21 protein-coding genes and 1 pseudogene are annotated in these 24,731 nt (G+C 62.0%); 14 read left to right on the top strand and 8 right to left on the bottom strand.

The window, feature by feature from the left end; all coding sequences use genetic code 11:
* Position 1: 1 nt before the first annotated feature.
* The 5 genes from ACWTU9_RS01995 to ACWTU9_RS01975 form a co-directional block, all read right to left on the bottom strand.
* The gene (locus tag ACWTU9_RS01995) at positions 2 to 973 is read right to left on the bottom strand and encodes a serine kinase (RefSeq protein WP_455856854.1); all 972 of its coding nucleotides are present in this window, start codon (positions 971 to 973) and stop codon (positions 2 to 4) included.
* On the bottom strand, positions 970 to 2,889 hold the full coding sequence (locus ACWTU9_RS01990) for a lasso peptide isopeptide bond-forming cyclase (RefSeq protein WP_455856853.1): 1,920 nt from the start codon (positions 2,887 to 2,889) through the stop codon (positions 970 to 972). The genes ACWTU9_RS01995 and ACWTU9_RS01990 overlap by 4 nt, the downstream gene beginning before the upstream one ends.
* Positions 2,890 to 2,892: 3 nt before the next feature.
* Positions 2,893 to 3,267 (bottom strand): lasso peptide biosynthesis B2 protein, encoded by a 375-nt coding sequence (locus tag ACWTU9_RS01985; RefSeq protein ID WP_455856852.1) that lies wholly within the window; start codon positions 3,265 to 3,267, stop codon positions 2,893 to 2,895.
* Between the two features lie 25 nt (positions 3,268 to 3,292).
* A complete protein-coding gene (locus ACWTU9_RS01980) occupies positions 3,293 to 3,562 on the bottom strand; it encodes a PqqD family protein (protein ID WP_455856851.1) in 270 nt (89 codons plus the stop codon).
* A gap of 177 nt (positions 3,563 to 3,739) precedes the next feature.
* Positions 3,740 to 3,892: a lasso RiPP family leader peptide-containing protein gene (locus ACWTU9_RS01975; RefSeq protein WP_454587615.1), complete on the bottom strand. Its 153-nt coding sequence runs from the start codon at positions 3,890 to 3,892 to the stop codon at positions 3,740 to 3,742.
* Between the two features lie 498 nt (positions 3,893 to 4,390).
* Here ACWTU9_RS01975 and ACWTU9_RS01970 point away from each other — a divergent pair, with 498 nt between their 5' ends.
* From ACWTU9_RS01970 to ACWTU9_RS01930, 9 genes are all read left to right on the top strand, one after another.
* Positions 4,391 to 5,518, top strand: coding sequence for a nucleotidyltransferase family protein (locus tag ACWTU9_RS01970; RefSeq protein WP_455856850.1), 1,128 nt, complete (start codon positions 4,391 to 4,393; stop codon positions 5,516 to 5,518).
* Positions 5,519 to 5,666: 148 nt separating this feature from the next.
* Positions 5,667 to 6,689 carry a glycosyltransferase family 2 protein gene (locus tag ACWTU9_RS01965; protein ID WP_455856849.1) on the top strand — a complete coding sequence of 341 codons (1,023 nt, stop codon included), beginning with the start codon at positions 5,667 to 5,669 and terminating at the stop codon, positions 6,687 to 6,689.
* Positions 6,690 to 6,816: 127 nt separating this feature from the next.
* A complete protein-coding gene (locus tag ACWTU9_RS01960) occupies positions 6,817 to 7,209 on the top strand; it encodes a hypothetical protein (protein ID WP_455856848.1) in 393 nt (130 codons plus the stop codon).
* Between the two features lie 136 nt (positions 7,210 to 7,345).
* On the top strand, positions 7,346 to 8,227 hold the full coding sequence (gene exoK, locus ACWTU9_RS01955) for an endo-1,3-1,4-beta-glycanase ExoK (protein ID WP_455856847.1): 882 nt from the start codon (positions 7,346 to 7,348) through the stop codon (positions 8,225 to 8,227).
* 55 nt (positions 8,228 to 8,282) lie between these two features.
* Positions 8,283 to 9,614 carry a UDP-glucose dehydrogenase family protein gene (locus ACWTU9_RS01950; protein ID WP_455856846.1) on the top strand — a complete coding sequence of 444 codons (1,332 nt, stop codon included), beginning with the start codon at positions 8,283 to 8,285 and terminating at the stop codon, positions 9,612 to 9,614.
* A gap of 28 nt (positions 9,615 to 9,642) precedes the next feature.
* Positions 9,643 to 10,722, top strand: a complete 1,080-nt coding sequence (locus ACWTU9_RS01945) for a glycosyltransferase (RefSeq protein ID WP_455856845.1) — start codon at positions 9,643 to 9,645, stop codon at positions 10,720 to 10,722.
* A gap of 221 nt (positions 10,723 to 10,943) precedes the next feature.
* Positions 10,944 to 12,185, top strand: a complete 1,242-nt coding sequence (locus ACWTU9_RS01940; RefSeq protein WP_455856844.1) for a glycosyltransferase — start codon at positions 10,944 to 10,946, stop codon at positions 12,183 to 12,185.
* 221 nt (positions 12,186 to 12,406) lie between these two features.
* Positions 12,407 to 13,576 carry a glycosyltransferase gene (locus tag ACWTU9_RS01935; RefSeq protein ID WP_455856843.1) on the top strand — a complete coding sequence of 390 codons (1,170 nt, stop codon included), beginning with the start codon at positions 12,407 to 12,409 and terminating at the stop codon, positions 13,574 to 13,576.
* Positions 13,573 to 15,036, top strand: coding sequence for a lipopolysaccharide biosynthesis protein (locus ACWTU9_RS01930; RefSeq protein WP_455856842.1), 1,464 nt, complete (start codon positions 13,573 to 13,575; stop codon positions 15,034 to 15,036). The genes ACWTU9_RS01935 and ACWTU9_RS01930 overlap by 4 nt, the downstream gene beginning before the upstream one ends.
* A 225-nt stretch (positions 15,037 to 15,261) precedes the next feature.
* Here ACWTU9_RS01930 and ACWTU9_RS01925 read toward each other — a convergent pair.
* From ACWTU9_RS01925 to ACWTU9_RS01915, 3 genes and pseudogenes are all read right to left on the bottom strand, one after another.
* Positions 15,262 to 16,311, bottom strand: a pseudogene (locus ACWTU9_RS01925) (polysaccharide pyruvyl transferase family protein); the annotation flags it as partial.
* A 331-nt stretch (positions 16,312 to 16,642) separates the two neighbouring features.
* Complete coding sequence (locus ACWTU9_RS01920; protein ID WP_455856841.1) at positions 16,643 to 17,410, bottom strand: family 16 glycosylhydrolase; 768 nt, start codon at positions 17,408 to 17,410, stop codon at positions 16,643 to 16,645.
* Between the two features lie 310 nt (positions 17,411 to 17,720).
* Positions 17,721 to 19,007: a glycosyltransferase family 4 protein gene (locus ACWTU9_RS01915; RefSeq protein WP_455856840.1), complete on the bottom strand. Its 1,287-nt coding sequence runs from the start codon at positions 19,005 to 19,007 to the stop codon at positions 17,721 to 17,723.
* A 482-nt stretch (positions 19,008 to 19,489) separates the two neighbouring features.
* Between ACWTU9_RS01915 and ACWTU9_RS01910 the strand changes: the two genes are divergently transcribed.
* From ACWTU9_RS01910 to galU, 5 genes are all read left to right on the top strand, one after another.
* Positions 19,490 to 20,662 carry a glycosyltransferase gene (locus ACWTU9_RS01910; protein ID WP_455856839.1) on the top strand — a complete coding sequence of 391 codons (1,173 nt, stop codon included), beginning with the start codon at positions 19,490 to 19,492 and terminating at the stop codon, positions 20,660 to 20,662.
* A 44-nt stretch (positions 20,663 to 20,706) separates the two neighbouring features.
* Positions 20,707 to 21,702, top strand: coding sequence for a glycosyltransferase family 2 protein (locus ACWTU9_RS01905; protein WP_455856838.1), 996 nt, complete (start codon positions 20,707 to 20,709; stop codon positions 21,700 to 21,702).
* The gene (locus ACWTU9_RS01900) at positions 21,702 to 22,652 is read left to right on the top strand and encodes a glycosyltransferase (RefSeq protein ID WP_455856837.1); all 951 of its coding nucleotides are present in this window, start codon (positions 21,702 to 21,704) and stop codon (positions 22,650 to 22,652) included. Before ACWTU9_RS01905 ends, ACWTU9_RS01900 begins: the two co-directional genes overlap by 1 nt.
* Positions 22,642 to 23,592, top strand: a complete 951-nt coding sequence (locus tag ACWTU9_RS01895; protein ID WP_455856836.1) for a glycosyltransferase family 2 protein — start codon at positions 22,642 to 22,644, stop codon at positions 23,590 to 23,592. The genes ACWTU9_RS01900 and ACWTU9_RS01895 overlap by 11 nt, the downstream gene beginning before the upstream one ends.
* Positions 23,593 to 23,657: 65 nt before the next feature.
* The gene (gene galU / locus ACWTU9_RS01890) at positions 23,658 to 24,554 is read left to right on the top strand and encodes a UTP--glucose-1-phosphate uridylyltransferase GalU (RefSeq protein ID WP_454575847.1); all 897 of its coding nucleotides are present in this window, start codon (positions 23,658 to 23,660) and stop codon (positions 24,552 to 24,554) included.
* Positions 24,555 to 24,731: the final 177 nt, after the last annotated feature.

The following is a 24,731-nucleotide window of genomic DNA, read 5'->3' as shown; positions in this document are numbered from 1 at the left end:
GTCAGCTCACCGCGGCCGGGTTGCCGGCGGCCAGATCGTTTTCGATCAGGGCGACGGCTTCACCGATCCGGTCGAGCCCGCTCGGCACTTCAAGGCGGCAGACGCCAACCTGGCTGGCCAAGGCGGCGCATTGGCCAAGATGCGTCGTGGCAAAATCGCCGACCAGGGCCGGGCGGCCGAACCGGGTCACATAGGAGAATTTAATGATTGCCGGCAGTGCGCCGACGCTTGGCAGCGGCGAAATCGCTGCCTTGTCGCTGCGCTCGAGGATATAGATCCTGGTCACCGGCACCGCATCGCCTGAGAACCCGCCGTGCAGGCGATGCTGCATCTTGTCGATGGCCGCATGCACTTGCGGGCGGATCTCCGCCTGGATCGGGATGGCGGCGGCGGCATCGGCGGCGAGCTTCAGCTGCGGGAAACCCGGAACGATCATCGGCCGGTCCGTGAGATCGAGCGCCACGACATCATCGGTCAGCAACCGATGGCCGGCGCGGATCATCGCGCTTGCCGTCGTCGATTTGCCGGCGCCCTTGTCGCCCATGAAAACAGCGCTCTTGCCGCCGACGGCGATGGCGCTGGCGTGCAGGATGAGCAGGCCGCGCTGATGCAGGAGCAGCGCCATGACCGGACCGAGCAGCGGAAACGCCAGCAGTGCATCGTCCACGCCCGGCGCCGGCTCCACCTCGATGCGGCAGGCGTCGGTGATCAGGAAGGCGCCGACCGTCTGCCATGCCAGATATTGCTGCCGCGGCTCGAAGCGGAAAGCGGTTCCGGTCTCGGGCGAGGGCTTTCGCAGGTCGATTGGGCCGACCGTGATCAGCACGTCGACAGGAGCCGGCGCGCTCGGCTCCAACTCGGGCAGCTCGATCTGCGAAGCAATCGTCAGGCCATAGGCTTTGTAGAAGTGCCGCACGCGGGCAGCACCTGGATGCCGGTCATCGGCGGCGAGTGGCATGTTGGCCGGCATCACACGTGGCTCCCGCGCAGTTGCACCTGCCGCAGCCACAACGACAGCGCGATCGAACGCCAGACATACTGGACATCGGGCAAGGTGGCCGCCTCCGGTTGCCGCGAGATGCGGCCATAGGCGGCGGTCACTTCGGGCAGGTTGACGTAAGGGCCAATCAGCGCCGCATCCGAAACCAGCACCTTGTCGAGGAGATCGCGGTGATTGCCGAGCATGCCTTTGACCAGGTTGGAGGTGAAATCGATCTTGTCGCGCCGCCACTGCACCGCCGGCGGCAAAATTCCTTCCATGGCCCGGCGCAGAACCGAACGGCCGAAGCCCTGGTTCAGCTTTTCCGCACCGGGCAGCGCCAGGCAGAACTCGACCAGTGGCTTGTCCCAGAAGGGATAGCGCGGCTCGACGCCGAAATTCGCCGCCGCCTTGTCGAGAACCTCGAAAGCGTGCGGCACCATCCCGTTCGACAGCAGCCAGCGATGGGTCAGGGTCTCGCTGGCGCTGACCGCGGGCGGCATATAGCCGGCTCTGCGGAACCGCTCGACAAGGTCCGTTCGCTTCGCCAGATCCGGATTGATCAGGCGGCGCCAGCTCGTCGCCGGCCGTCCGGTGGGATGGCGCCGCAATTTGCTCAGCGCGCGGTTTGCGAGCCGTCTGATTTTGGCAATGCGCCAGGCCGGCCCGTAAAGGGTGAGGAACTGGTAGTAGAGGCCGAGCATGCCGTCGCCATAGGTATTGGAGGCGCTGCGCAGCTCGCGCCACAGCTCCATCCATTTGCCCGCATCGGCGAGTTCGTGCAGATGGCCGTGGCCCTGCGAAACCACCTCGTCGCCGCCATGGCCGTCCAACAGCACTTTCATGCCGTTGGCGCCCGCGGTTCTGTAGATATCGCGGGTCAGCGATAGGCCAGGCGCCAGGAACGTTTCTTCCTGCTCTTCCAGGATGCGCTCGAATTCGGCGAAGGGCGCATAATTGCCGACGGAAATCAGGGTGCCGTCGACCTTCTGCTGCCCAAGCACCGCCTCGATGAAAGGCCGCTCGTCCATCGGCGAACCCTTTTCGAACACCAATGAGAAGGTCGGCAGCCTCGGCTTCCGCTGCGCCGCATTCTGCAGGCCTGCAACGCAGGCGATCGAGGAGGAATCGAGCCCTCCGCTCAGCATCGCACCGACCGCCGGCGTGCCGCGCATGCGGTTGCGGACCGATTGCGAAAACAGATGGCGGAATTCCTCGGCCGCGTCCGACCGCATCGGCCTGGGCGAAGGCTCGATCTGCCAGTAGCGGCGCAACACCACCTGGTTGCCGGTCACCGTCAGGCTGTGGCGCGCCGGCAGGCGGAAGATATCGGCGTAGGCGGTTGATTGCGGATCGTCCGGCAGCCCAGCGAGAAATCCGGAAATCTGGCGTTCGCTGATGCGCATGTCGACGCCGCCGACATCGAGGATCGGCCCGATCTCCGAGGCAAAGACAAAACGCCGGTCGCTCGAATGGTAGTAGAAGGGTTTGACGCCGAAATGGTCGCGCACACAAAACAGCTGCTGACGCTCGCCATCCCAGATGGCAAAGGCAAAATCGCCCTGCAGATGGTCGGGGCAGGCTTCGCCCCAGCGCAGATAGGCGCGCATCAGCAGCACGGCGTCGGCAACCGAGCTGTCCCTGATGCCGAGCCTGGCCAGCAATTCGTCGCGATTGTCCAGTCGGCAGTCCGCGGTGATCGCGAGCTTGCCGCCGGCCATCGTCAGCGGGCCGGGGCCGGCTTCATCGGTGGTGTTGAGCCAGGCGTGGCCAAGAACGACGCCCTGATCCATCCACCACGAACTGCCGTCAGGCGCGCGATGCTGCATGCGGGCAAGCATGCGCTGGATATCGGCCGCGGCCGCCGGCTTGCCTTCCTGCCTGAGCAGAATTCCGGCGACGCCGCTCATCGGTCATTGGCCGTGGTCGACGAGATGGGTAAACCTGCCAAGCGAGCCGCCAAGCACGATGTGATCGCCGCTGACCAGCCAGGCATGCGCCTTCAATTCAGCTCCGGTATCGCGCTCGATGCCGATACGGATCTTCGAAGCGTTGCCCTGGCGGGCAAGCAGGTACTGGCCGGAAAGCGCCTGGGTGAGGCAGCTTGCGCCCGGCACCAGCCGCGCCGCGGCGGCAACGCCCCAGGCGACGCGCCTGAGATCGCCGAGGCCGGCCGGCTCGCTCGCGTCGAGCCGCGTCACCACGCGACGCACCCGGTTGTAGGAAAACAGCGTCAGCCCCAACCGCACCGCGATGACCACCGCGAGGCAGTGGGCGAGAAAGGACATCTCCGGCCCGCTCAGCGAGAGAACCCTAGACAAGTTCCTCATTATGGAGCCTCGCAAGCCCGGCATCCGCCAGACCTTTCAACAATCCGTCGACATCGGCTTTGCAGCGTTCGGGCTCGACATTGTAGCGCTCGAGCACGGCGCTGCGGATTTCCGCTATCGGCTTCGGCTCCTGGATCAGCTCCCAGATAAAGGCCCCGACGCTGTTCAGGCTGTAATAGATGTTGGATCGCATATCGAGCAGCGCCAGGCCGTTGCCGAATTCGCAGGCCACGGCATCCTTGCTGGCGCTCACCAGATCATGATCCGAGGGGTTCCAGTCCATCCTAAACCTCGCTCACACGACACAATGCTTACAACAACAACGCTTCGGCAATTCCGGACAAGACGCGAGAGCCGGGACCTGAGCCCCGACTCCCCTTAATGCGCTCTGTTTCAGAGTCCGGACTTTGTCACCCCAACGAGAAGAGTCTCAGGAGAAGGTGAGTTCGCCGATCGGCGTATGTGCCGGAAACGAGGCGTCGAGTGCCGTGGTGCCGCTACCGCCTTGCGTGATGGTCTCGATCGAGCCGTGGACCGTCAGGCTTGGGGTTTCGTACTCATGCTTTTCAACATTCTGTTCCATTTTACTCTCCACTTATGGACTGGAAGCGGCCTGTCGATTGCCGGCAGCGATCTATTGCTGCACCGCAATAGCTGCATGGCAGCATTTATGAGTCAAGCCTGATTTACCCGCCGTTAATCAATTCTCGGTTGCGGCTGCCGCCAAGGGTGATCAAAACGCTTGCATCCGCATTCTAGCCGCGCATCCCGGGTAGATTCAACAACCTATCCGTGACGCTTAATTAAGCATCTGATTTAATTGCATTAAAATTTTCGCCCAAGATGCCTGTCTTTTGGGCTCGGCCGAATTCGGACAAAATTGTTGCGGGGTGTGCCGCAGCATGGCCGGATACGGCCGACGATCACGTCCGCTTGCGCAGTTGTGTCGCCAAACGCTCAGGTTGCAGGGAAATTGGCACTGAAGGAAAAACTGGACGCGGCAGATGATTTTGGCGATGCTTTGCTTCGCACTTGCAATATAACTCGCCTCACAAAATTTTTTGCGGAGATGCTGCAGCATATGGCCTTGCAGGAAGGGACCTTCGAAAGGTTGCGCGCCGCCGGCTGTGCCGACGAAGTGGCCTATGTGCAGGCGTGCCTGCGGCTGTTCTTCAACGCGGAAGCGAGCGCCAGCACTGCGCCTGCACCGGCCATCTCCGTTGCCGATGTTTGCGATATCGCCAGGCTGAACAAAGTCGCGACCTTTGTCTTGAAAGCCTTGTCTCGCCCACCCGTGGGCGAGACCCCGCCTGGGCTGCTCGAGTGGCTCGACACCTATCGCCGGCGCACGATTGCGATGAACTCGTCCGGCATCATGGATTCGATGGCCATCGACAAGGCGCTGCGCGACAGCAGGATCGATTTCGTCTTTCTGAAGGGACCGTTCCAGCAGCAACTGCTCTACGGCGACCACTTCATGAAGCCGTCCGGCGATGTCGACATATTGGTATCGCCGGCCGGCTTCTTCAAAGCCCGCGATGCGCTGCGCTCGATCGGCTACGAGGTCGCCGGCAAGTCCCGCTCCGTCTGGTGGGTGCGGTTTTTGGGCGAACAGCACATGGTTCGCAGTCAGGGCCAGAAACCGTCCACCGTCGATCTCCATTACCGGCTGCAGCAGCCGGGGTCGCCGAGCCCACGCGACACGGACGGCTTCCTGCGCCGCAAGCGCGCGCTTGCGATCGCCGGCTCCAGCGTGCCTTTCATCTCGGCTTCCGACACCTTGCTGTTGTCCTGCATCAGCGTCGCTAAGGCGCTGTTCAACCGCGAGCCCTGCGCGGGCTATGTCTGCGACATCAGAGCCGCCGCCAGCCGCTTGAGCGAGGCCGAGCAGCAGACTGTACTCGACCACGCGGCCGACCAGGGGCTGGCCGACACGTTGCTCCTGGGCCTGCGCGCCGCCGACGTGCTGCTTGGCGGCTCCGGCACGCTGCTGTCGGATCGGGCGACGCGGATCCTGTCACGCATCGGCAATGAAGACCTGTTCCACATGGTCATCGCGCCGTGGCTGTCGTCGCTCAGATGGCCACAGCGACGCACCGTTTTATGGGAGCTGTGCGGACGCGAACCGGTCCGGTACCTGAGCGAGGCCGGCTGGGCCGCATCCGCCGACCTCAGCCGGCGGATTTTCGAACGGCCGGAAGGCCGGTGATGATGGCTATCGCAGGACGGCAGCAGGCAGCGACGATTCTGTCCCGGTTGGGTGGCGACGGATCATGGGAGGATGGGTTGGGGTTCCCTGCGGGGGACAAGGGGCAGGGCAAAGTCGGCAACCATCCATGGAATTGAAAGGCGTCCCGATGTCCGTATCAGAATCCCGGGTCTGCGTGATCATTGCGGCCCGCAACGCGGCCCGGACCATTCCCGCAGCCATCGCCTCGGCGCTGCGCGAGCCGGAGGTGGCGGAAGTCGTCGTCGTCGACGATGCCTCCACCGACGAAACCGCAAAAGTCGCCACTGCTGCCGACGATGGCACCGGCCGGCTGTCGGTCATCCGCCTCGACGTCAATCGCGGACCGTCCTGTGCGCGCAATGCCGCCATTGCCGGCTCGAAATCGCCGTTCATCAGTATTCTCGACGCCGATGATTTCTTCCTCGAGGGCCGGTTTCGCCAGCTGTTTGCCAGCACCGACTGGGATTTCGCCGCCGACAACATCATGCTGATCCGCGACGATACGGCGACCGATGTCTCGAAGATAGTCGCCCCGTCCTTTTCGGCCGAGCCGGAGTTCCTCGACTTCGAGCGGTTCATCGAAGGCAATATCTCCAGGCGGCGCGTGCAGCGCGGCGAACTCGGCTTTCTCAAGCCGGTCATATCAAGGGCTTTCCTCGACAGGCATGGGCTGCGTTACGACGAAAACCTGCGGCTCGGCGAAGACTATGAGCTCTACGCCCGCGCCTTTGCGCTTGGCGCGCGATTCAAGGTCATCCGGTCGTGCGGCTATGGCGCCATCGTGCGCGCCGATTCGCTGAGCGGCCGTCACAAGACGCAGGATCTGAAGCGCTTGGCCGATGCCGACCTGGCGCTTCTCAAGATCGACAGCCTGCCTGAAGGCTCGAAGGCCGTGCTGCGCAAGCACGAGCAGCATGTGCGCGACAAATACCGGCTGCGCAATTTCCTCGACGTGAAGGCCGAGCGCGGCATGGCGTCGGCCGCCGCCTATGCGCTGGCCAGCCAGTCAAACCTCATTCCCATCGTTCGCGGCGTTGCCGCGGACAAGCTCGATGCGTTGTTTCGTCACGTCGGTTTATCACCGAGACAGCAGCCAGTGCCGCCCTTGCGGTATTTGATGGCGGGAACCAGCACGTCCCTGGACAAGTAGGCCTGTTCAGTCGGCGGCAACGGGCACGGAAGGTGGAAAAATTGCCTTTCTGAAACTCGGAGGTTGCCTACGCGCCCCGACGATGGCACTGTATGTTGCGGTGCAGCAATTTTGGAAGGCCAACCGGATGGCTTCAATTTTCGGCTTCAGGTCCAGGGAACCGGCCCGGGACAAGCAGACCGATATGGCGCGTTTCGACCGTCTGGCAAAGCTGCTGGATCAGATCACGGCCGAGATCTCGGCCGAGAAAACCGGGCTGGAGAATCGCTATCGGTCGGAGTCCACCAACGCGGCCTTCCTAGTCGAGTCGATGGAGAACGGTTCAACGTCGGCAAGCAAGCGGTCTGAGGTCGGCGAATTGACGAAATCGATTCTGAACTGCGAACAGCGCATAGCCGAATTGGCGCGCCAGACCAGCCGGATGAAGGACCTGCGTCATTCACTCGACGCGATCGTCGACGAAAATGGCCAGGGTCCCGATTCGCAGGGCGAATTCATCAAATCCGCAAGCCGGGCCTGACGGCTTCGGCACGGGCCGGTCATACGAGGCACAAACGAGAAAGTTCGAGGGGACGGAGGATCGAGACCAGCCCGTTAATGATGCGGGCCAATCGGTGACTTTGGGTTGGGGCGGAACAGCACAAAGGTGAATTGATATGAACGCAGATCCGAAGACGACCCCCATCGTGGCGGTCGGTGCCATGATTTCGGCGCAGCCAAATCGGCAAGTGCGTCTTCTATCCGTCGGTGCGCTTCTGCTGGCGGCAGCCGCAGCGCTCTTCGGCGCTGCGCAGCCCTCCCGCGCCCAGGATGCCTCCCCGGAGATACAAAGCGCACCGTCCTTCGTCGACGATTTCAAGAGTTTCGATCGCTCGCGCTGGTATGTCTCCGACGGCTGGTCGAACGGCAAGCATCAGAACTGCACCTGGTCGAAAAGCCTGGTCAAACTTTCCGACAACATGCTGACGCTCGGCTTCGAAAAGCGCAAATTGAAGGATCGCGAGTTCGCCTGCGCCGAGATCCAGACCAAGCAGCGCTTTGGCTACGGAACCTATGAGGCGCGGATGAAGACCGACACCGGTTCCGGCCTCAACGCCGCTTTCTTCACCTATATCGGCCCCGCCGACAAACAACCCTGGTATGAGATCGACTTCGAGGTCCTGACCAAGGACACCTCCAAGGTGCAGGTCAACAGCTACATCGCCGGCAAGCCCAAGAACGAGAAGCTGGCCGAAGTCGAAGGCGGTACCGACAAGGGCTTCAACGACTATGCCTTCATCTGGGAAAAGGACCGGCTGCGCTGGTACGTCAACGGCAAGCTGGTCCAGGAAGTGACCAATCCCGAGCAATTGCCGACCCATTCGCAGAAGATATTCTTCAGCCTCTGGGGCAGCGACACACTGACGAACTGGATGGGCGCGTTTTCGGATCCCGGCCGTCAGGTGTCGATGCAGGTGCAACGCGTCGCCTTCACCGCGCTCGGCCAGCCGTGCCAGTTTCCGGAATCGCTGGCATGTAGTGTAAGCAGCATAAAGTAGATCTGAACCGGCCCGACAATATCAGGCCAAAGGGCATGAACAGGAATTAACCCGAATGAATTTGACGGTCTTTGGAATTGGCTATGTCGGTCTCGTGCAGGCCGCGGTGCTGGCGGAAGTCGGGCACCAGGTGGTGTGCGTTGATGTCGACGAAAAGAAAGTCGAACGGCTCAACCAGGGCTTCGTGCCGATTTTCGAGCCGGGACTGGAGGCCCTGGTCAAGGAGAACCATGCGGCCGGCCGCATCAAGTTCACCACCGATGCCGCCGCGGCCGTCAAGCATGGCGAGATCCAGATGATCGCGGTCGGCACGCCGCCCGGAGAGGACGGCTCGGCCGACCTCAAATATGTACTGGCGGTAGCCGAGACCATCGGCCGCGAGATGGACAGGCCCAAGATCGTCGTCGGCAAGTCGACCGTGCCGGTCGGCACCTGCGAAAAGGTCAAGGCCAAGATCGCAGAGACGCTGAAGGCGCGCGGCCGCCAGGATCTGGCTTTCGACGTCGCCTCCAATCCGGAATTCCTCAAGGAAGGCTCCGCCGTTGCCGACTGCATGAAGCCCGACCGCATCATTGTCGGCACCAACAGCGAGGGCACCGAGGCGGTGATGCGCGAGCTCTACGCGCCGTTCAACCGCAACCACGAGAAGATGATCGTGATGGACGTGCGCAGCGCCGAATTCACGAAGTACGCCGCCAATTGCATGCTGGCGACCAAGATCTCCTTCATGAACGAGATGGCCAATCTGGCCGAGCAGCTCGGCGCCGACATCGAGGAGGTGCGCAAGGGCATCGGCTCGGATCCGCGCATCGGCTACCACTTCATCTATCCCGGCCTCGGCTATGGCGGCTCGTGCTTCCCCAAGGACGTGCGCGCTTTGATCAAGACCGCCGAAGGCGTCAAGTTCGACGCCAAGCTGCTGCGCGCCGTCGAGGAGCGCAACAACGAGCAGAAGTCGGTGCTGTTCGACAAGGTGCACCGCTATTTCAAGGGCAATCTCAAGGGCAAGACCTTCGCGCTCTGGGGCCTTGCCTTCAAGCCCAACACTGACGACATGCGCGAGGCGCCGGCGCGTGTCCTGATGGAAGCGCTGTGGAAGGCCGGCGCCAATGTGCAGGCTTATGACCCCGAAGCGATGCAGGAATGCCAGGCCATCTACGGCCTGCGCGACGATCTGCTTCTGTGCGGCACCAAGGAGGCAGCACTGCGCGGCGCCGACGCGTTGCTGATCGCCACCGAGTGGAAGAGTTTCCGCGCCCCGTCCTTCGACGCGGTGAAGGATGCGCTGACCACGCCGGTCATCTTCGACGGCCGCAACCTCTACGATCCCAAGGTCATTGCCCGCCACGGCATTGAGTATTTCTCGATCGGCAGGATGGCGGCATAGGGCAGGGCCACAACGAGGAGCCAGGTTCATGAAAGTTCTGTTTGCAGGCGGCACCGGCTACACGCCGCAATTCAGCGGTGGCGTCCAGTCGAGCACTCACCACCTGGTCGAGCAATTGCGCGAGAACGGTCACGAGGCATCCGTTCTGGCAGCGCTGTTCGGCGACGGCATGTTCGGCTTCATGGCGCGCGCCAAGATGAAGCTCCTTCGTCAGCGCGCGGTCATCGACAATTTCCCGGGCTATCCAGTGGTGCGGGCGTGGTTTCCCTGGGAAGCGGCCGGCTTCGCCGTCGAAAAGTTGAGGCCGGACGTCGCGGTCGTGCAGTGCCACAATTCGGTGCCGATCGGCAGAGAACTGCAGACGCTTGGTGTGCCGCTGGCCGTCTATCTGAGGAATGTCGAATTCGACGAATTGGCCGGCGATCTGCGTGAACTCCATTCGGCGGTGTATATCGCCAATTCCGAGTTCACCGCGCGCGCCTACAAGGCAAAATTCGATATCGATTCGACGGTTATCCCGCCGACCATCAATCCCGCGTTCTACAGCACACCGACGACGGGTGAATTTATCACCCTCATCAATCCCTACGAGGAAAAAGGGTTCGATCTTGCGGTGCGCATTGCCGCGGCCTGTCCCGAGATCCCGTTCCTGTTCGTCGAAAGCTGGAAGCTCGACGACGATCATCGGGCCCGGATTGAAGCAACAATCTCTCCCCTCCAAAACGTCAAGCTGGAAGGCCGCACCAGCGACATGAAGACGGTCTACGGCCGCACGAAAATCCTGCTTGCGCCCAGCAAATGGGAAGAGGCCTGGGGCAGGGTGGCCTCGGAAGCGCATTGCAGCGGCATTCCGGTTGTCGGCTCGCGGCGTGGCGGCCTGCCGGAAGCGATCGGCTCCGGCGGCGTGGTGCTGGACTACGACGCGCCGCTCGCCGACTGGGTTGCAGCGGTCAGACGGCTGTGGAACGACGAGGCCGAGTACAAGCGGCTGTCCGCAGCAGCACGCCAGTTTTCGGAGCGCCCGCAAATGAACCCCGACAGCCAGTTCGCGACGTTCATGGGCGTTCTCGACAGCGCAAGGCGTATCGGCCTGGAGCGCGCAGCCTAACCGCGTCGCGTTGGAATTCAGCTGACACGCTGCGGCGCCGGGCGACGGCAGTTGCGCAAAGTTCCCGTGAGCCGGCTGCCCATCCGGATCAATTTTTATTGCTGCAGTGCAATATTTTGTGGCACTGCAGCAATCATCGTGTATTCTGCCTGTCTACATTAGGGCTTGTGCAAGGTGGGCCGCTTGGGGGTCCGGGCAAGCCCCAACCTTATGGGCGGTTCATGCGCGTGGGCTTTGTCGTCGGCGAATTCCCCCTCCTTTCGGAAACTTTCGTCGTGGACCAGATGGCCGGGCTGCTGGCGCGGGGCTTCGACGTGGAGGTCGTATGCGACCGGACCAAAGGTGACCACCGAATCGACCGGCAAACGGAGCCAATGGCGACGCTGCTCGCCAGAACCCGACATTGGTGGCGATGGGCGGGTGGACTCAGCGAACTTGTACGGCGGCTGTCGCCGCGCCTGCGATACAAGGCCTCAACCGTTCTCGACACCGTCTTTGCCCGGCGCCTGAACCGCTGTGACGTGATTGTCGCTCACTTTGGACAGAACGGCGAGAGAGCAGCCGCGCTGAAGAAATGGAAGGTTCTCAAGCCACCGGTGATAACCATCTTTCACGGCGCTGATGTTGCGATCCCGGCGCGCCAGGCTGTGCTTGCGAGACAATATGCCGGGCTGATCAAGCACGGGACCTTGAACCTGACGGTCAACGATTACTTCCGCACGATGCTGCTGGAAGCCGGCCTGTCCCAGGCGAGCACGACGGTCCACCATATGGGAATTGACACCCGCGAAATCGGTTATCGCTGGGAATCGTGGGAAGGCACCCAACTGGTCGTGACGACGGTTTGCCGGCTGGTGGAAAAGAAAGGCGTCGAGTTCGCCTTGCGCGCCCTGGCCTCCCTGAAGGACTCACATCCGCAGATAGACTGGCGCTACGACATTATCGGGGATGGCCCGCTGCGGATGGATCTGGAGAAGCTGGCGCTGGAACTGGGCTTGAGCGGGCGCGTAACATTCCTCGGCAGTCTCCCTCACGCGGAAGTGAAACAGCGGCTTCGCAAGGCGCATCTCTTCCTGCTGCCAAGTATCACCGCCAGCGACGGCGACATGGAAGGCATCCCGGTCGCGCTCATGGAAGCCATGGCCGCCGGGTTGATTGCGGTGAGCACGTATCATTCGGGCATCCCCGAGCTGATCGAGAATCTTGAGACAGGGTTGCTTGCGCCCGAGCGAGACATTTCAGCGCTTGCCGGCAAGCTTGCCTGGGCCGCTGAGCACCCGGCCGAATGCGAGCGTATCGCGCTTGCCGCACGCCGCAAGGTCGAGGAGGACTTCAACGCAGATGTTCTGAACGAACGTTTTGCGCAGATCGTTACCCAACTGGCCACATCGAGCCCTGCGCGTGAAACTGCCAGGCATGTCGGGGTTTCCGAGGGCTTGGCGGATCCTTCATCTGCCGGCTGACACTGCTCCTCTGCGTTCGATCGGCAGACACGCCAAGTCGAGGGAAATCTTGCTACGCTGCACCAAAAATGTTGCAGTGCAGCAAGACCTGTACTAACGTCCCTGCGGGTGGGCCAACAGCGGTAGAGTTCTATGCTGCATGTCTTGTGCCTCCGGCACCCTGTTTTCGGCCCCGCTTTTGTCAAGGGCACACCGGCTCCCCGCACGAGCGCATCCCGCCGATGAAGATTTGCTTCGTAGTCGACAAGTTTCCCTCATTGTCCGAAACCTTTGTTCTCGACCAGATAGCCGGATGCCTTGAGCGCGGCATGGAAGTCGGCGTCGTCTGCAACGAGACGTCCTTCGGCAGGGACAACAATATCGATGATTCGCGCTGGCAGGCGTTGCCTGGAAAGGTCGTATGCTGGTGGGGCGGTCTGGGTCGCTATCGCCCGTTGCTCAGGAAGTGGACCGGCAGGTTCTGGGACAAGCTCTCGACGGCCATCGACATTGCTCATGCGCGAAAATTGCAGGGCGCCGACGTCATCGTCGCCCATTTCGGCAACAACGGCATGCGCGTGGCGCGCGCCATCAAGCGTGGCAGGATTTCCGCTCCCCTGGTGACGATATTTCACGGTCGCGATGTCGGCGAGCCGCTGCATGACAAAACACTGGCGCGCTACAAAATCGTGTTCGAAAAGGGCGCTCTTCAACTGCCGGTAAACGGCTTTTTCCGCAATGCCTTGATCGAGGTCGGCGCATTGCCGGAGCAGGTTGTGGTCCACCATATGGGGGTGCGGCCAAATGAGATCGACTACCAGTGGCGCTCGTGGGAGCAGGCCACGCTCTCTTTCATCTCGGTCTGCCGCCTGACCGAAAAGAAGGGCATCGAATATGCGCTTCGCGCGCTTGCCGGCCTGCCGCGGCGCGACTGGGTCTATTCGGTGATCGGCGGCGGAGAACTTCTTGAGGAGCTGAAGGCGATCGCCGCAAATCTCGGCATCGCCGACAGGGTGCGTTTTCTTGGGTCTCGGCCGCACAGCGAAGTCAAGCAGCGCCTGCGCGACGCGCATGTGTTCCTGCTGCCCAGCGTCGGCGCGCGCGATGGCGATTTGGAAGGCATTCCGGTTTCGCTGATGGAAGCGATGGCCGCCGGCCTGACAGTGGTCAGCACATATCATTCCGGGATTCCCGAACTGATCGATGATCACAAGACGGGTTTTCTCGTGCCTGAGCGGGACGTTGCGGCGCTGACCGGCAAACTTGCCTGGATCGCAGAGAATCCGAAGCCATGTGAAGAGATCGCTCTCGCTGCGCGCAGGAAGATCGAGGCGGAGTTCAACGCAGATGTGCTGAACGAACGTTTCGCACAGATCGCCAAGCAGCTTGGCGAAACGAGGTCGCTTGCATGAACGCCAATCCGCCCCCCCAGTTCGGTCGTGTCGCCCTGCGCGGCGGGCTGGTTACCATCGGCGCCCAGGGCTTCAAGATGGCGATCCAGTTTCTCTCCGTCATCGTGCTCGCCCGTCTGCTCGTTCCCGAGGATTTCGGTCTGGTGGCTTCCGTCGGGCCGGTCGTGGCCTTTGTCGGACTGCTTCAGAATCTGGGCCTGCAGCAGGCTGTGGTTCAGCGCAAGGACATCAGCAACCAGCAGCTCAACCAGGTGTTCTGGATCAGCGCGCTCGTCGGGCTGGGCAGTGCCGTGGTGGTGGCCGGCCTGGCGCCTGCCATCGCCGCGTTCTACGGCGATCAACGCATGTCCGGCATCACCCTTGGCTCCGCCCTTCCGCTCCTTCTCGGCAGTCTGGCCGCGGTGCCGCTGGCGTTGATGAATCGCCACCTGCAGTTCGGCCAGCTCGCACTGAACGACGTGATAAGCGCCGCCGCCGGACTTCTGGCCGCCGCAATGGCGGCCTATGCGGGGCTGGGCTACTGGTCGCTGGTCATCGGCCCGGCGGTTTCGGCGATTGTCGCCCTGGCCGCCGCCTGGCGGGTAGCGCGATGGACGCCGTTGCGTCCGGACCTGAAAGTCGACGCCGACATATTGTCGTTCGGCGCCAACCTGACCGGCTTCAACCTCGCCAACTTCTTCTCGCGCAATCTCGACAACATTCTCATCGGAAAATATTCCGGTGCGATCGAGCTCGGCTATTACGACCGTGCCTACAAGCTCCTGCTGTTCCCGCTGCAGAACATCAACCAGCCGCTAACGCGAGTGATGGTGCCGCTGCTCAGCCGCATCCACGATGACAAGGCCCGCTTTCGCGATATCTATGTGCGCACCAACTGGATGCTGGCGGCCGTTACCATGCCGGGCATCGCGGCGCTGACGCTGACCTCCAATCAGATCGTCGGACTTCTCTTCGGCCCGGGCTGGGCGCCGGTCGCACCGATCTTTGCCTGGCTGGGCATCGCCAGCCTGGTCCAGTCCGTTTCAAGCACGACGGGATGGATATTCATCTGTCAGGGCAAGACGAAGACCATGTTCCACTGGGGCATCTATTCGTCGCTGACGACCGTCGCCGCCTTCATCGTCGGCCTGCACTGGGGCGCCGTCGGCGTTGCCGCGGCCTATGCCATCAGCGGTTACGTGCTGCGCGTTCCCGTGCTCGCGGTACTGGTCCATCGCGTCGGTCCGGTCACCGCCGCCGACTTCCTGCTTATGCAGGGGCTTTTCATCGCCTCGTCCCTGCTTGCCTGGTTCTTGTACCTGTGGTTGCCGGCGTCCTTAACGGGCCAGTCAGACCTGCTCGCGGTCTTTTTGGCGCTTGCCCTCAACTACGGCATCGGCCTTGTTTTCATGCTTGCCGTCCCGCAGTCGCGACGCGCTTTGTTCACCACCCTGTCCAACGCCGCTCGCAACATCCGCTGAGCGGCCGCCGATCAGCGGCGCCAGCAAGTTTGTGGCCGACATTGCCGAAGCGTGTTCTTCAAGCACGGCCTGAAGGCTTGTCTTGCGATAGCGGTCGAGATTTCCCGCAAACCGGCCGAGCTTTTCGCGCGCCTCTTCGGGCGTCACGGTGTCGATGTCGAGCAGCACATCGTCGACACCGATTCGCTTGGCAACTTCCTTGGTCTTGAACTCATAGGCGATTGGCAGCACAGGCGTGCCGACGCAAAGCGACATGATCATCATGTGCATGCGCGTCGCGACGACGAAGTCGAAGCCCTTCACCAGCGCCATCAACTGATCCGGCGTGTGGAACGAAGCGTCTACGGTCACACGCTTGGCGATCTCCGGATCGAGCTCGGCGACGATCGCCCGCGCGGTCTTGGAATCGTTATGGGCATATTCCGGCACGCCCTGACACGTGGAGACGAAGGTCACCTCCTTGCCAAGGTCCCTGACAAGAATTGTGGCGATCTCGCGGATCGAATCGAGATAGCGGCGCATGCCGCCCTCACCATCGCTGACGTAGTTCCAGTGGCGCACCGAAATGGCAACGCGGCCCGTCGGCGCCGGCGGCTGGCTGGAAGCGAGTGACTTGCCGATCCTGTCGGTATCGGCCAGGGCGAACACGGCATCGGCCACCACGTGGCACTTGCCGAGATCCTTCACCAGATCCTGGATATGGGTCCGCGACCGTTCATCGCGCAACAGGATGAGCGGGCTGCGGTCAAAGATCGGGCCAAGCTCCTGGCGGTTGTAACTTTTGTTGAACGGGCCGAGGGATTGCGTGAAGAAGACCGGATCCTTGCCAAATATGGCGTCGAGCCGGAACTGATTGAGGCGTCGCTCGAGATTGTAGTTCTCGACGAGATAGGTTCCCCCCGTGGTGACCACCATGTCCGCGTCGGCGTAGATATCGAGACCCCGCCGGTCACCCTGGCTGAAAAAGGTGCCAAGCGCGCTGCTGCCAAACCAGCGCAGGGCCTGGAGAACGAGCCGATTGTAGATCGGCTTGAACCGGTCCTTCAGCCCGCTGCCGTTCTTGTATCGGAACAGCGATTCCGACAGCAGCTTGTGAAATTCGAGGTCCGGATAATCCTTCTTCGGATAGAGTCTTTCCGCCACCTCGGGCTGGCTGTCGAACACGGCGAACCGCACGTTTCCCGGCACGATCGTCTTGAGAATGTGGCGGATCGCCAGCAGAATCGCCGCATCCCCGGTGTTCAGGCAGACTGTGTTTTCGACGACGATCTTCATGGATTTACCTCATTTCGTCAGCAGATCCGCGGCCAGGCCAGCGGTGCTCAAGACGGGCGTAGTGACCGAAAATGCTGCACGCCAGGACAATCCCGATGCGGTCCGCGTCACGATTTAGGGCGTTGCACCGGGCTGGTGGCCAACGCACGGCCCGAGCGGCACTCAAGCAAGGCGGAGATTAGCGCATCAATTTTGCACTGCAACAAAAAACGTGCACTTACTGCTACGCCGCACCAAAAATGTTGCGATGCAGCATCAAGTCGCACTAGCACGACCCAACCATCTGCTCGACACGGGACATCAGCAGCTTTCGCTGCCGTTTTTTTTGCCTTCACGGGCCGATATCGCTTCGCCTGTAACCGTGCAGTGTCATGACCAATCTGTCCGAAGCAGCCATTGGCTCCCATTTGCCGGCCCAGCGAGTGTCCATGACAGCGCCTGCCGCAACCCAAAGGTCGAAATATGGCTTCATGGGCTGGTTCGGAAAGGCGCCGCCAGTGGTATCAGCCGGCGTAACCACAGCAGCTTCCTTCCCGTCGATGAAGAAAGTAACGCGTTTTCCGGCCTCATACTCTATGCCAAGGCGGTATCGCTTGCCCGACAAATCCCCAAGCAGGATCCATTTTACCCAAACGCTCTTGTGCTGGTTGTCGACGTCCGCCCAGACGGTGAGCTGCAACCCTTTCGTGCCGACGATCTCAAAGTCGATTTCCTCGTGGGCTTTGTCGTTGAATGTCCAAAGCGGCGCTGCGATCAACCCAGGCTTCATCGTTGGGAGCGTGACGTCCACTTCCCACTTTGCCGATGAAAAATCGGATTTGCCGCCGGATATCAGCTGCGCCGACGCTTTCTCGCTGACACTAAGCTGGAGTGCGCCATCGACGATTTTGACGTTCGCGGCCTTCCAGTCATAGCCTCCGAGCTTGGGCTCGCTCCATTGCGACGGCACGAAGGGATTGGTGTATTTCCAGAGCTGGAGCTTGACCGCCGACCAGTCGGGAAGCTTGTCGAGGGCAGCGTCCCCGGCTCCTGCCACGACGCTTTCCGCCAGCGCCAGTCCAGCAACCGATTGCACTGCCGTGGAGGCAGCCAGAAGCACCAGAAGTTTTCTGCGCGTGCAATTCATGCATGGCCTCCGTTGGCGCCTTTTACCTTTCGGCGATGACTTCAAGCGGGCCGTTTGATGCGGCTCCTTCGACGTTTAGCAGCTTACGCGCCACCTTTGATGGTTGAGCCGTGCACCAAGGATATGGCAATTTTTCGCCGCACTGCACCAAAAATGTTGCGAAGCAGCAAATGCGCTCTCCTTTGCGCACCGTCCGGGAATAAACCGCGCCCTTCCGATCGGCGGGCCAATGCGCAACAGCAAAGGAACCGCGGTCGCTGCTTTCGGAGCGGTGCCCGGGTGCTCAAGCCGCGGAGGCGTTCGGGATGCGGTGGGATTGCTCCGGTGTATTTTGATTCGGCACAAACGGCGATGATACGGATAGCAAGGATTCAGCCGGCAAGGATTGGGGAGAGGAAACGTCAAGAGCCGGATCGAGTTGCGCCGGATCCGTCGCGCGCTCCAGCGCAACACGATCGTAAAGCGCATCGAGAAATGCGCCTGCGAGTTCGGCCGCAAACATGGCTTCCGCCGTCCTGCGGGCTTGGCGCCGCAGCGGGGCCATCAGTTCGGGGTGGCCGATATAGGTCTTCAACCGGTCAATGGCCAGGCAGGCAAGGCGCTCGACTTCATCGCGGAAGTATTGGGCAAAATTCGCGTCGCCGCGGAAGTCGTATCCCGGGTTCCACCAATCACCGACCTTGTTCAGCTTCACTGGCAATGAAATCCCGTTGACGCCGTCCTCGAGGAATTCCGGCAGAGCGCAGACCCCCGTCCCAAGAACCGGAGTGTGCTCGGACATCGATTCCAGTGCCGAGTACCCAAACGTATCGCCGAACGTGGCGAGGATGCCGAAATGCGAATTGCGCAGCAATTTTCGCACTGCCTGGTTTGGCAGCACCCCGTGATGTTGCACATTCTTCAGTCCGAGCAGCTTGAGATAGGGGTCGAAGAACCCTGGAACTGTCGGGTCTGTCCATATGGGGCCGCCAACCTGGAGACTGGAAACGATGTTCACCCGGATTGGCAAATTCTGCTCCAACGCCTTTTCCGCGATTTTGACCGCAACACATCCGCCCTTCCGGCCGAAATGGGCACCGACGAATGTCAGTACCAGCTCCGCTGCAGTGTCTTGGGACATCGCATCCTCAACCGCGGGCACGACGATGTTCGGGTGACGAACCATCAGCTTTGCCGTCAGGAGGTCTAGCTGCGGATTTCCGGCATGCTGGGCCAGAAAACATCTGCGGGCGAAATGCGATAAGGCGATAATGCGGCGGCAGCCGGGGTTCGTGATCCGCGAGACCAGGTAACGCGCCATAAGCCCGCGTTTGCGAAGCGCGAACTGCCGCGGCAAATGGGATTCGAATGACATGATGTACTTCGAGGAATTGACAGGTATCCGGTTGAACGCATGCACCAAGTCAACGGACAGAGCAGGTTCGATCAGCGTCACACCTTCCAGCTTCGACGAGACCAGGTTGAACGGCAGAAATCGCTGTCGCAGGATCGTATGTCGGGACGCTCGCGGCGTAGCGAAACTGGTCGGATACTTGTCGTCATAGACGGCAATACGAAGAGACTTGCCCATACAGCACCCACCCGTCTTCAAACAGTTGGCATCAGGGGTCTTCGCAAGCTATTCTAAAAGTGCAGCTGAGCTGCCATGCACTCATCATCCCGCACTGCACCAGAATGCAGCGCGGATCCCCTAGCCAATTCAAAGCCCAACTTCCCTAGGGTGAATTCAACATCATTTTTTGTTGCGGTGCAACACAATATTAGCAGTTGGTTAACCACGATCACAGGCATCGGGTTTTGATGGTCGGCGTGATCGGGATCGCGAATTTGCCGCGCACGGAGCAAAATTGCCCGAAACTGCCGGCTCCGCATGCCGTACCATTTATGCGGCTCACCTATGCAGCCACTTTTTGCGCGCTACCGACTTCCGTCGATATATTTGTGCGGCGCGGTAGAGGTGGCCAATCTTTGCTACGCCGCACCAAAAATGTTGCGATGCAGCAAAAGCTGGGCTAGCATTCTCGTGGGTGGGCCAACAGCGGTCGAGTTTTCATGCTGCATGTCTTGTACCTTGTGCACGACGTTTCCGACCCGGCCGTGCGCCGGCGGATCATAATGCTCAGGGCAGGCGGCGCGCGGGTCACATTGGCCGGCTTCCGTCGGACCACAAATGCTGTTCCCGACGTCGAAGGGCTACAGCCGATCGACCTCGGTGCGACGCGTGACGGCCGATTCGGCCAGCGCCTGGCGGCGGTCGCCAAGGCGGCGCTGTCGATCGGCGCGAAGCTTTCAGGCATGCCGAAGCCCGATCTCATCATCGCGCGTAATCTGGAAATGCTGGCGCTGGCCAGGCGTGCAAAGGCTGCCTTTCGCGGCGGCGTGCCGATTGTCTACGAATGCCTCGACATCCACCGCCTGGTGCTACGCGACGACATGCTGGGCAAGGCGCTGCGCACCGCCGAACGCTATCTCGCCCGCGACGTGAAGCTTCTGGTGACCTCGTCGCCGGCCTTCATCGCCAATTATTTCAAGCCGTTCGGGCAAGTCGCGGCCCCGGTGGAATTGGTCGAAAACAAATACTTCGAAACCGCGCCGGTCTCCACGGACCATGGCTTGAAAGCCGAAAACCCCGTCGCACCCCCATGGCGCATCGGCTGGTTCGGCGCGCTGCGCTGCCGCCGCTCGCTCGAGCTGCTGGCCGATTTCACGCGCCGTCAGAGCGGGCGCTTCGAGGTCGTCCTGCGGGGCCGTCCGGCACTCTCTGAATTCCCCGATTTCCACGCTTTTGTCGAAGCCGAGCCCTATCTTTCCTTCCGTGGCCCCTACCGCAACCCGGAGGACATGCCGGCGATCTACGGCGAAGTGCATTTCTCCTGGGCCATCGACTTCTTCGAGGAAGGGCAGAATTCGGAATGGCTGCTGCCCAACCGTCTTTATGAGGGTTGCCGCTTCGGTGCCGTGCCGATCTCGATGGGCAATACCGAGACCGGGCGCTTCCTCTACCAGCAGGACATCGGCGTCCTGCTCTCCGACGCCACGCCCGAGACGCTGGAAACCGCGCTTGGCCGCATGGACCAGGAGCGTTTCGGCAAAGCCAAGGCGCGCGTGCTGGCCCGCAATCCACGAACCTGGAGCTACGACCGCAGCGACTGCTGCGCCTTTGTCGACCGGCTGCGCGGTCTGGCGGTTTCACCCGGCTCCTTCGTCACCGAGGCGCTGGCCTAGAGATGGCTGGCAATGACAAAAATGCAGAGCATGGAAAGGCGCCGATGACGCAAACCGGAGCGCTGCCGCCAGGCCTGATCATTATCCCGTGCCTCAACGAGGCGGCGCATATCGGTGCATTGCTTGAGCAGTTGGAGCCAGCCGCTGCAAGGCTCGGCGCCCGCATCGTCGTTGCCGATGGCGGCAGCACGGACGGCACTTTGGCCATCGTCGAGGCGTTTGCGGCCAAGGATTCTCAGGTCGTTCTTCTGCACAACCCCAAGCGCATCCAGAGCGCGGCGATTAACCTCGCCGTCGCCAGCTTCGGCGCCGGCGCCGAATATCTCATCCGCATCGACGCCCATGGCGGCTATCCCGCCGATTATTGCGACCGGCTGGTCGAGGAGGCGCTGGCCACATCAGCCGATTCGGTCGTCGTCTCGATGCTGACCAGCGGCAGCGGCGCGGTGCAGAAAGCGGTGGCGGCGGCGCAGAATTCCAAGCTTGGCACCGGTGGCTCCAAGCACAGGCACCTGTCCGCCGGCGAATGGGTCGACCATGGTCATCACGCGCTGATCCGGATTTCGGCCTTCACCGCTGTCGGCGGCTATGACGAGACCTTCAGTCACAATGAAGATGCCGAACTCGACTACCGGCTGCGCCAGGCGGGTTACCGCATCTGGATGAGCGGCAAGACGCAGATGGTGTACTATCCGCGCTCCTCGCTGAAAGGCCTCTATTTCCAGTATCTCGGCTATGGCCGCGGCCGCGCCAAAAATGTGCTCAAGCACCGCATGATCCCGAAAGTCCGGCAGATGATCCCGCTGCTGGTGGCGCCGGTCGTTCTTCTCTCGGCCTTTTCCTTCATCCACTGGCTGGCGGCGGTGCCACTGCTGGTCTGGGCCTCGGTCTGTCTGGGTTATGGCGTGTGGACCGCGATTGCCCAGCGCAATCCAAACAATGTGCTGGCCGGCATTTCGGCGATGGTCATGCATTTCGCCTGGTCAGTCGGCTTCTGGCTGCAACTGCTGGGCGCGCGATCGCAGCGCAAGGTGGCCTGATGAGCATGGCCTCCAGGGATCGCCGCATCGACATTTGCGTCTGCACATTCCGACGGCCGGAACTGGCCGACACGCTGCGCTCGCTCGCGGCTCTTGCCATGCCCGCCGGCTTCGGCATCGGCGTCATCGTCGCCGACAATGACGACGAGCCGACCGCCGAGGCGCTGGTGACCGAACTGGCGCGGGAATTGAAGCTGCTGGTTCGCTATCGGCACGCACCGGCGCGCAACATCTCGGTGGCCCGCAATGCCTGCCTTGACGCCAGCACGGCGGATTTTGCCGCCTTCATCGACGACGATGAGACAGCCTCCCCGCAATGGCTGGCCGAACTGATTGCTGCAGCGGAGACAAGCGGCGCCGAGGCCGTGCTCGGTCCGGTGCGGGCGCTCTACCAGCCGGATGCGCCGGACTGGATGCGCAAGGGCGATTTCCATTCGACCTTGCCGGTTTGGGTGCGGGGCGAAATCCGCACCGGCTACACTTGCAACGTCCTTTTGAGGATGAGCGCCGACAGCCTGCGTGACCGGCGTTTCAGCCTTGCGCGCGGCCAAAGCGGCGGCGAGGACACCGAGTTCTTCGCGTCGATGGTCAAAGCCGGCGGCCGCATCGCTTTCGCACCGGATGCCTGGGTCGAGGAAGTGGTCCCGCGTTCGCGAGCCGCGTTCGACTGGCTGCGCCGTCGCCGCTTCCGGTTCGGCCAGACGCATGGCCACCTCATCGGCCAAAATGTCGGTGTTGTCGGGCGTGCGAAGGATGTCGGCCTTGCCTCGGCCAAGGCTGCCTACTGCTTCGGCATGGCGGCACTGACGGCGATCAGCCCGGTCCGCCGCAACCGCAGCGTGCTGCGCGGCATCATGCATGTTGGTGTCGTCAGCGGCCTGGTCGGCATCAGCGAGATCCGCCAGTACGGCCTGCCTTCACCACAGCAAGGAGGCAAGCGTGCTGCCTGACGTCTCCTTTGTCATCGCCGCCTACAATGCGGCGGCCACGCTCGACCGGGCCATCGCAAGCGCCATCGCCCAGCGCGATGTGAGCGTCGAGATCATCGTCGTCGACGACCAGTCGCGCGACAACACGCTCGACGTCGCACGAGCCTACCCGCAGGACCTCGTCCGCGTCGTCGCACTGCCCACAAACCGCGGACCGGGCGGCGCCAGGAATGCCGGGCTCGATCTGGCTTCCGGCCGCTGGGTCGCTGTGCTCGATTCCGACGATGCGGTCCTTCCCGGCCGGCTCGCCGCGATGATTGCGCGTGCCGAGAAAGCAGGTGCAGTGATCGCCGTCGACAACCTCCAGGTGGTGCGCGAGGACGGCGTTGCGGAAGCGACGATGTTCCCTGCCGAATATCTGGAAGGCCTGCGTGAAATCACGCTCGCCGACTACATCGCCGGCAACATCATCTTCGAATCCACGTTCAATCTTGGCTATCTCAAGCCGATCTTCCAGCGCCGCTTCCTGACCGAAAACGGGCTCCGCTATGATGAAAATCTGAGCATCGGCGAGGATTACATTCTGCTCGCCAACGCGCTGGCCAAGGGCGGCAAATGCGTGGTCGAGCCGACGACCGGCTATATCTATCACATCCGTACAGGCTCGATCTCGCGTGTGCTCGAGCTTCGCCATGTCGAGGCGATGCGCAAGGCCGATGCGGTCTTCGCCGAGACGAATTCGATGGACGCGGCTGCCGCGGCCGCCTTCGCCAGGCGCGCTCGCAGCCTGCGCAAGGCGGCATCGTTCCTGTCGCTGGTCCAGCACATAAAGGCGCGTTCGCCGTTGAAGGCGATACGCACCGCGCTAAGTGACCCGGCGGCTGTCGGGCATATGTCGATGCCGATTGCCGTCCGGCTCAGAAGGGTTGCGGCACAGTTTGCCGTGGGGACGGGGAGATGAAGCATGCCAGGGCGTTTTTATAGCCGGCGATAGATAGAAATCTTTTCTCTCAGAAGGAATACCAGATGCAGAAAGTTAGGAAGGCAGTCATCCCGGTGGCGGGGCTTGGAACACGGTTCCTGCCGGCGACCAAATCGATGCCCAAGGAAATGCTGCCCGTGGTCGACCGGCCTGTCGTCCAATATGCGGTGGACGAGGCCTTCGAAGCCGGCATCGAGCACATCGTGTTCGTCACCGGCCGCAACAAGGCTGTCATCGAGGACTATTTCGACCTGCATCCTGAACTGATCGGAACGCTTGAGCAGACCGGCAAGAAGACCCAGCTCGAGGCGCTCGAAAGCATGCTGCCTGTGGCCGGCGCCACCAGCTTCATCCGCCAGCAGTCACCGCACGGCCTCGGCCATGCCGTGTGGTGCGCGCGCGAAGTCATCGGCGACGAGCCGTTTGCCCTGCTGCTGCCCGACATGGTGTCGTTCGGCGGCCGCGGCTGCCTCGCCGAAACCATGGATCTCTACCGGCAGACCGGCGGCAACGTCATCGCCGTCGAGCGCTGCGAGCCGTCTGAGACCAGTAAATACGGTATCGTCGGCCGGGGTGCTGAGGTCGGCAACGGCTTCGAGGTGACGGCGATGGTGGAAAAGCCGGCGCCGGCCAACGCGCCGTCGAACTATTACATCAACGGCCGCTACATCCTGCAGCCCGAAATCTTCTCGCTGCTCGGCAACCAGCAGCGCGGCGCAGGCAACGAAATCCAGCTTACCGACGCCATGGTCCGCCTGGCGAAAAGCCAGTCGTTCTATGCCCAGCCTTTCAACGGCCGCATGTTCGACTGCGGCTCCAAGGAAGGCTTCATCGAGGCCACCATCGCCTTCGCGCTGGCGCGCGACGACATGAAGGGGCCTGTGCTGGAAATGCTGCAGGCGTTCGTGCGGTCGCACGAGCGTCAGGAAGTGGCCGCATAATGCCCATCTTTCGAGGGCATATGCGTTTGGACGATGGCGCAGCCCATGCCTGCGCGCTTGGCCGCTCAGGCTTCACGCCAGATGGCATGAAGTTTGCGTTGCCCGCTTTGCCCCCGATCTCCGCAGCTTCGGAAGAGATGGGCCCTGACCCCGTCTCGCTCCGGAGCCTGTAACCTA

Source organism: Mesorhizobium sp. 128a (assembly GCF_053848025.1).
The sequence above is the reverse complement of the archived record's forward strand: the minus strand, read 5'-3'. Positions and strand labels throughout refer to the sequence as shown.

What these genes read in the sequence shown, in the direction of transcription:
- ACWTU9_RS01990 (WP_455856853.1), bottom strand. Translation starts at nt 2,889, where the DNA reads ATGAGCGGCGTCGCCGGAATTCTGCTCAGGCAGGAAGGCAAGCCGGCG.
- ACWTU9_RS01985 (WP_455856852.1), bottom strand. Translation starts at nt 3,267, where the DNA reads ATGTCCTTTCTCGCCCACTGCCTCGCGGTGGTCATCGCGGTGCGGTTG.
- ACWTU9_RS01975 (WP_454587615.1), bottom strand. Translation starts at nt 3,892, where the DNA reads ATGGAACAGAATGTTGAAAAGCATGAGTACGAAACCCCAAGCCTGACG.
- ACWTU9_RS01970 (WP_455856850.1), top strand. Translation starts at nt 4,391, where the DNA reads ATGGCCTTGCAGGAAGGGACCTTCGAAAGGTTGCGCGCCGCCGGCTGT.
- ACWTU9_RS01965 (WP_455856849.1), top strand. Translation starts at nt 5,667, where the DNA reads ATGTCCGTATCAGAATCCCGGGTCTGCGTGATCATTGCGGCCCGCAAC.
- ACWTU9_RS01960 (WP_455856848.1), top strand. Translation starts at nt 6,817, where the DNA reads ATGGCTTCAATTTTCGGCTTCAGGTCCAGGGAACCGGCCCGGGACAAG.
- exoK (WP_455856847.1), top strand. Translation starts at nt 7,346, where the DNA reads ATGAACGCAGATCCGAAGACGACCCCCATCGTGGCGGTCGGTGCCATG.
- ACWTU9_RS01950 (WP_455856846.1), top strand. Translation starts at nt 8,283, where the DNA reads ATGAATTTGACGGTCTTTGGAATTGGCTATGTCGGTCTCGTGCAGGCC.
- ACWTU9_RS01945 (WP_455856845.1), top strand. Translation starts at nt 9,643, where the DNA reads ATGAAAGTTCTGTTTGCAGGCGGCACCGGCTACACGCCGCAATTCAGC.
- ACWTU9_RS01940 (WP_455856844.1), top strand. Translation starts at nt 10,944, where the DNA reads ATGCGCGTGGGCTTTGTCGTCGGCGAATTCCCCCTCCTTTCGGAAACT.
- ACWTU9_RS01935 (WP_455856843.1), top strand. Translation starts at nt 12,407, where the DNA reads ATGAAGATTTGCTTCGTAGTCGACAAGTTTCCCTCATTGTCCGAAACC.
- ACWTU9_RS01930 (WP_455856842.1), top strand. Translation starts at nt 13,573, where the DNA reads ATGAACGCCAATCCGCCCCCCCAGTTCGGTCGTGTCGCCCTGCGCGGC.
- ACWTU9_RS01915 (WP_455856840.1), bottom strand. Translation starts at nt 19,007, where the DNA reads ATGGGCAAGTCTCTTCGTATTGCCGTCTATGACGACAAGTATCCGACC.
- ACWTU9_RS01910 (WP_455856839.1), top strand. Translation starts at nt 19,490, where the DNA reads ATGCTGCATGTCTTGTACCTTGTGCACGACGTTTCCGACCCGGCCGTG.
- ACWTU9_RS01905 (WP_455856838.1), top strand. Translation starts at nt 20,707, where the DNA reads ATGACGCAAACCGGAGCGCTGCCGCCAGGCCTGATCATTATCCCGTGC.
- ACWTU9_RS01900 (WP_455856837.1), top strand. Translation starts at nt 21,702, where the DNA reads ATGAGCATGGCCTCCAGGGATCGCCGCATCGACATTTGCGTCTGCACA.
- galU (WP_454575847.1), top strand. Translation starts at nt 23,658, where the DNA reads ATGCAGAAAGTTAGGAAGGCAGTCATCCCGGTGGCGGGGCTTGGAACA.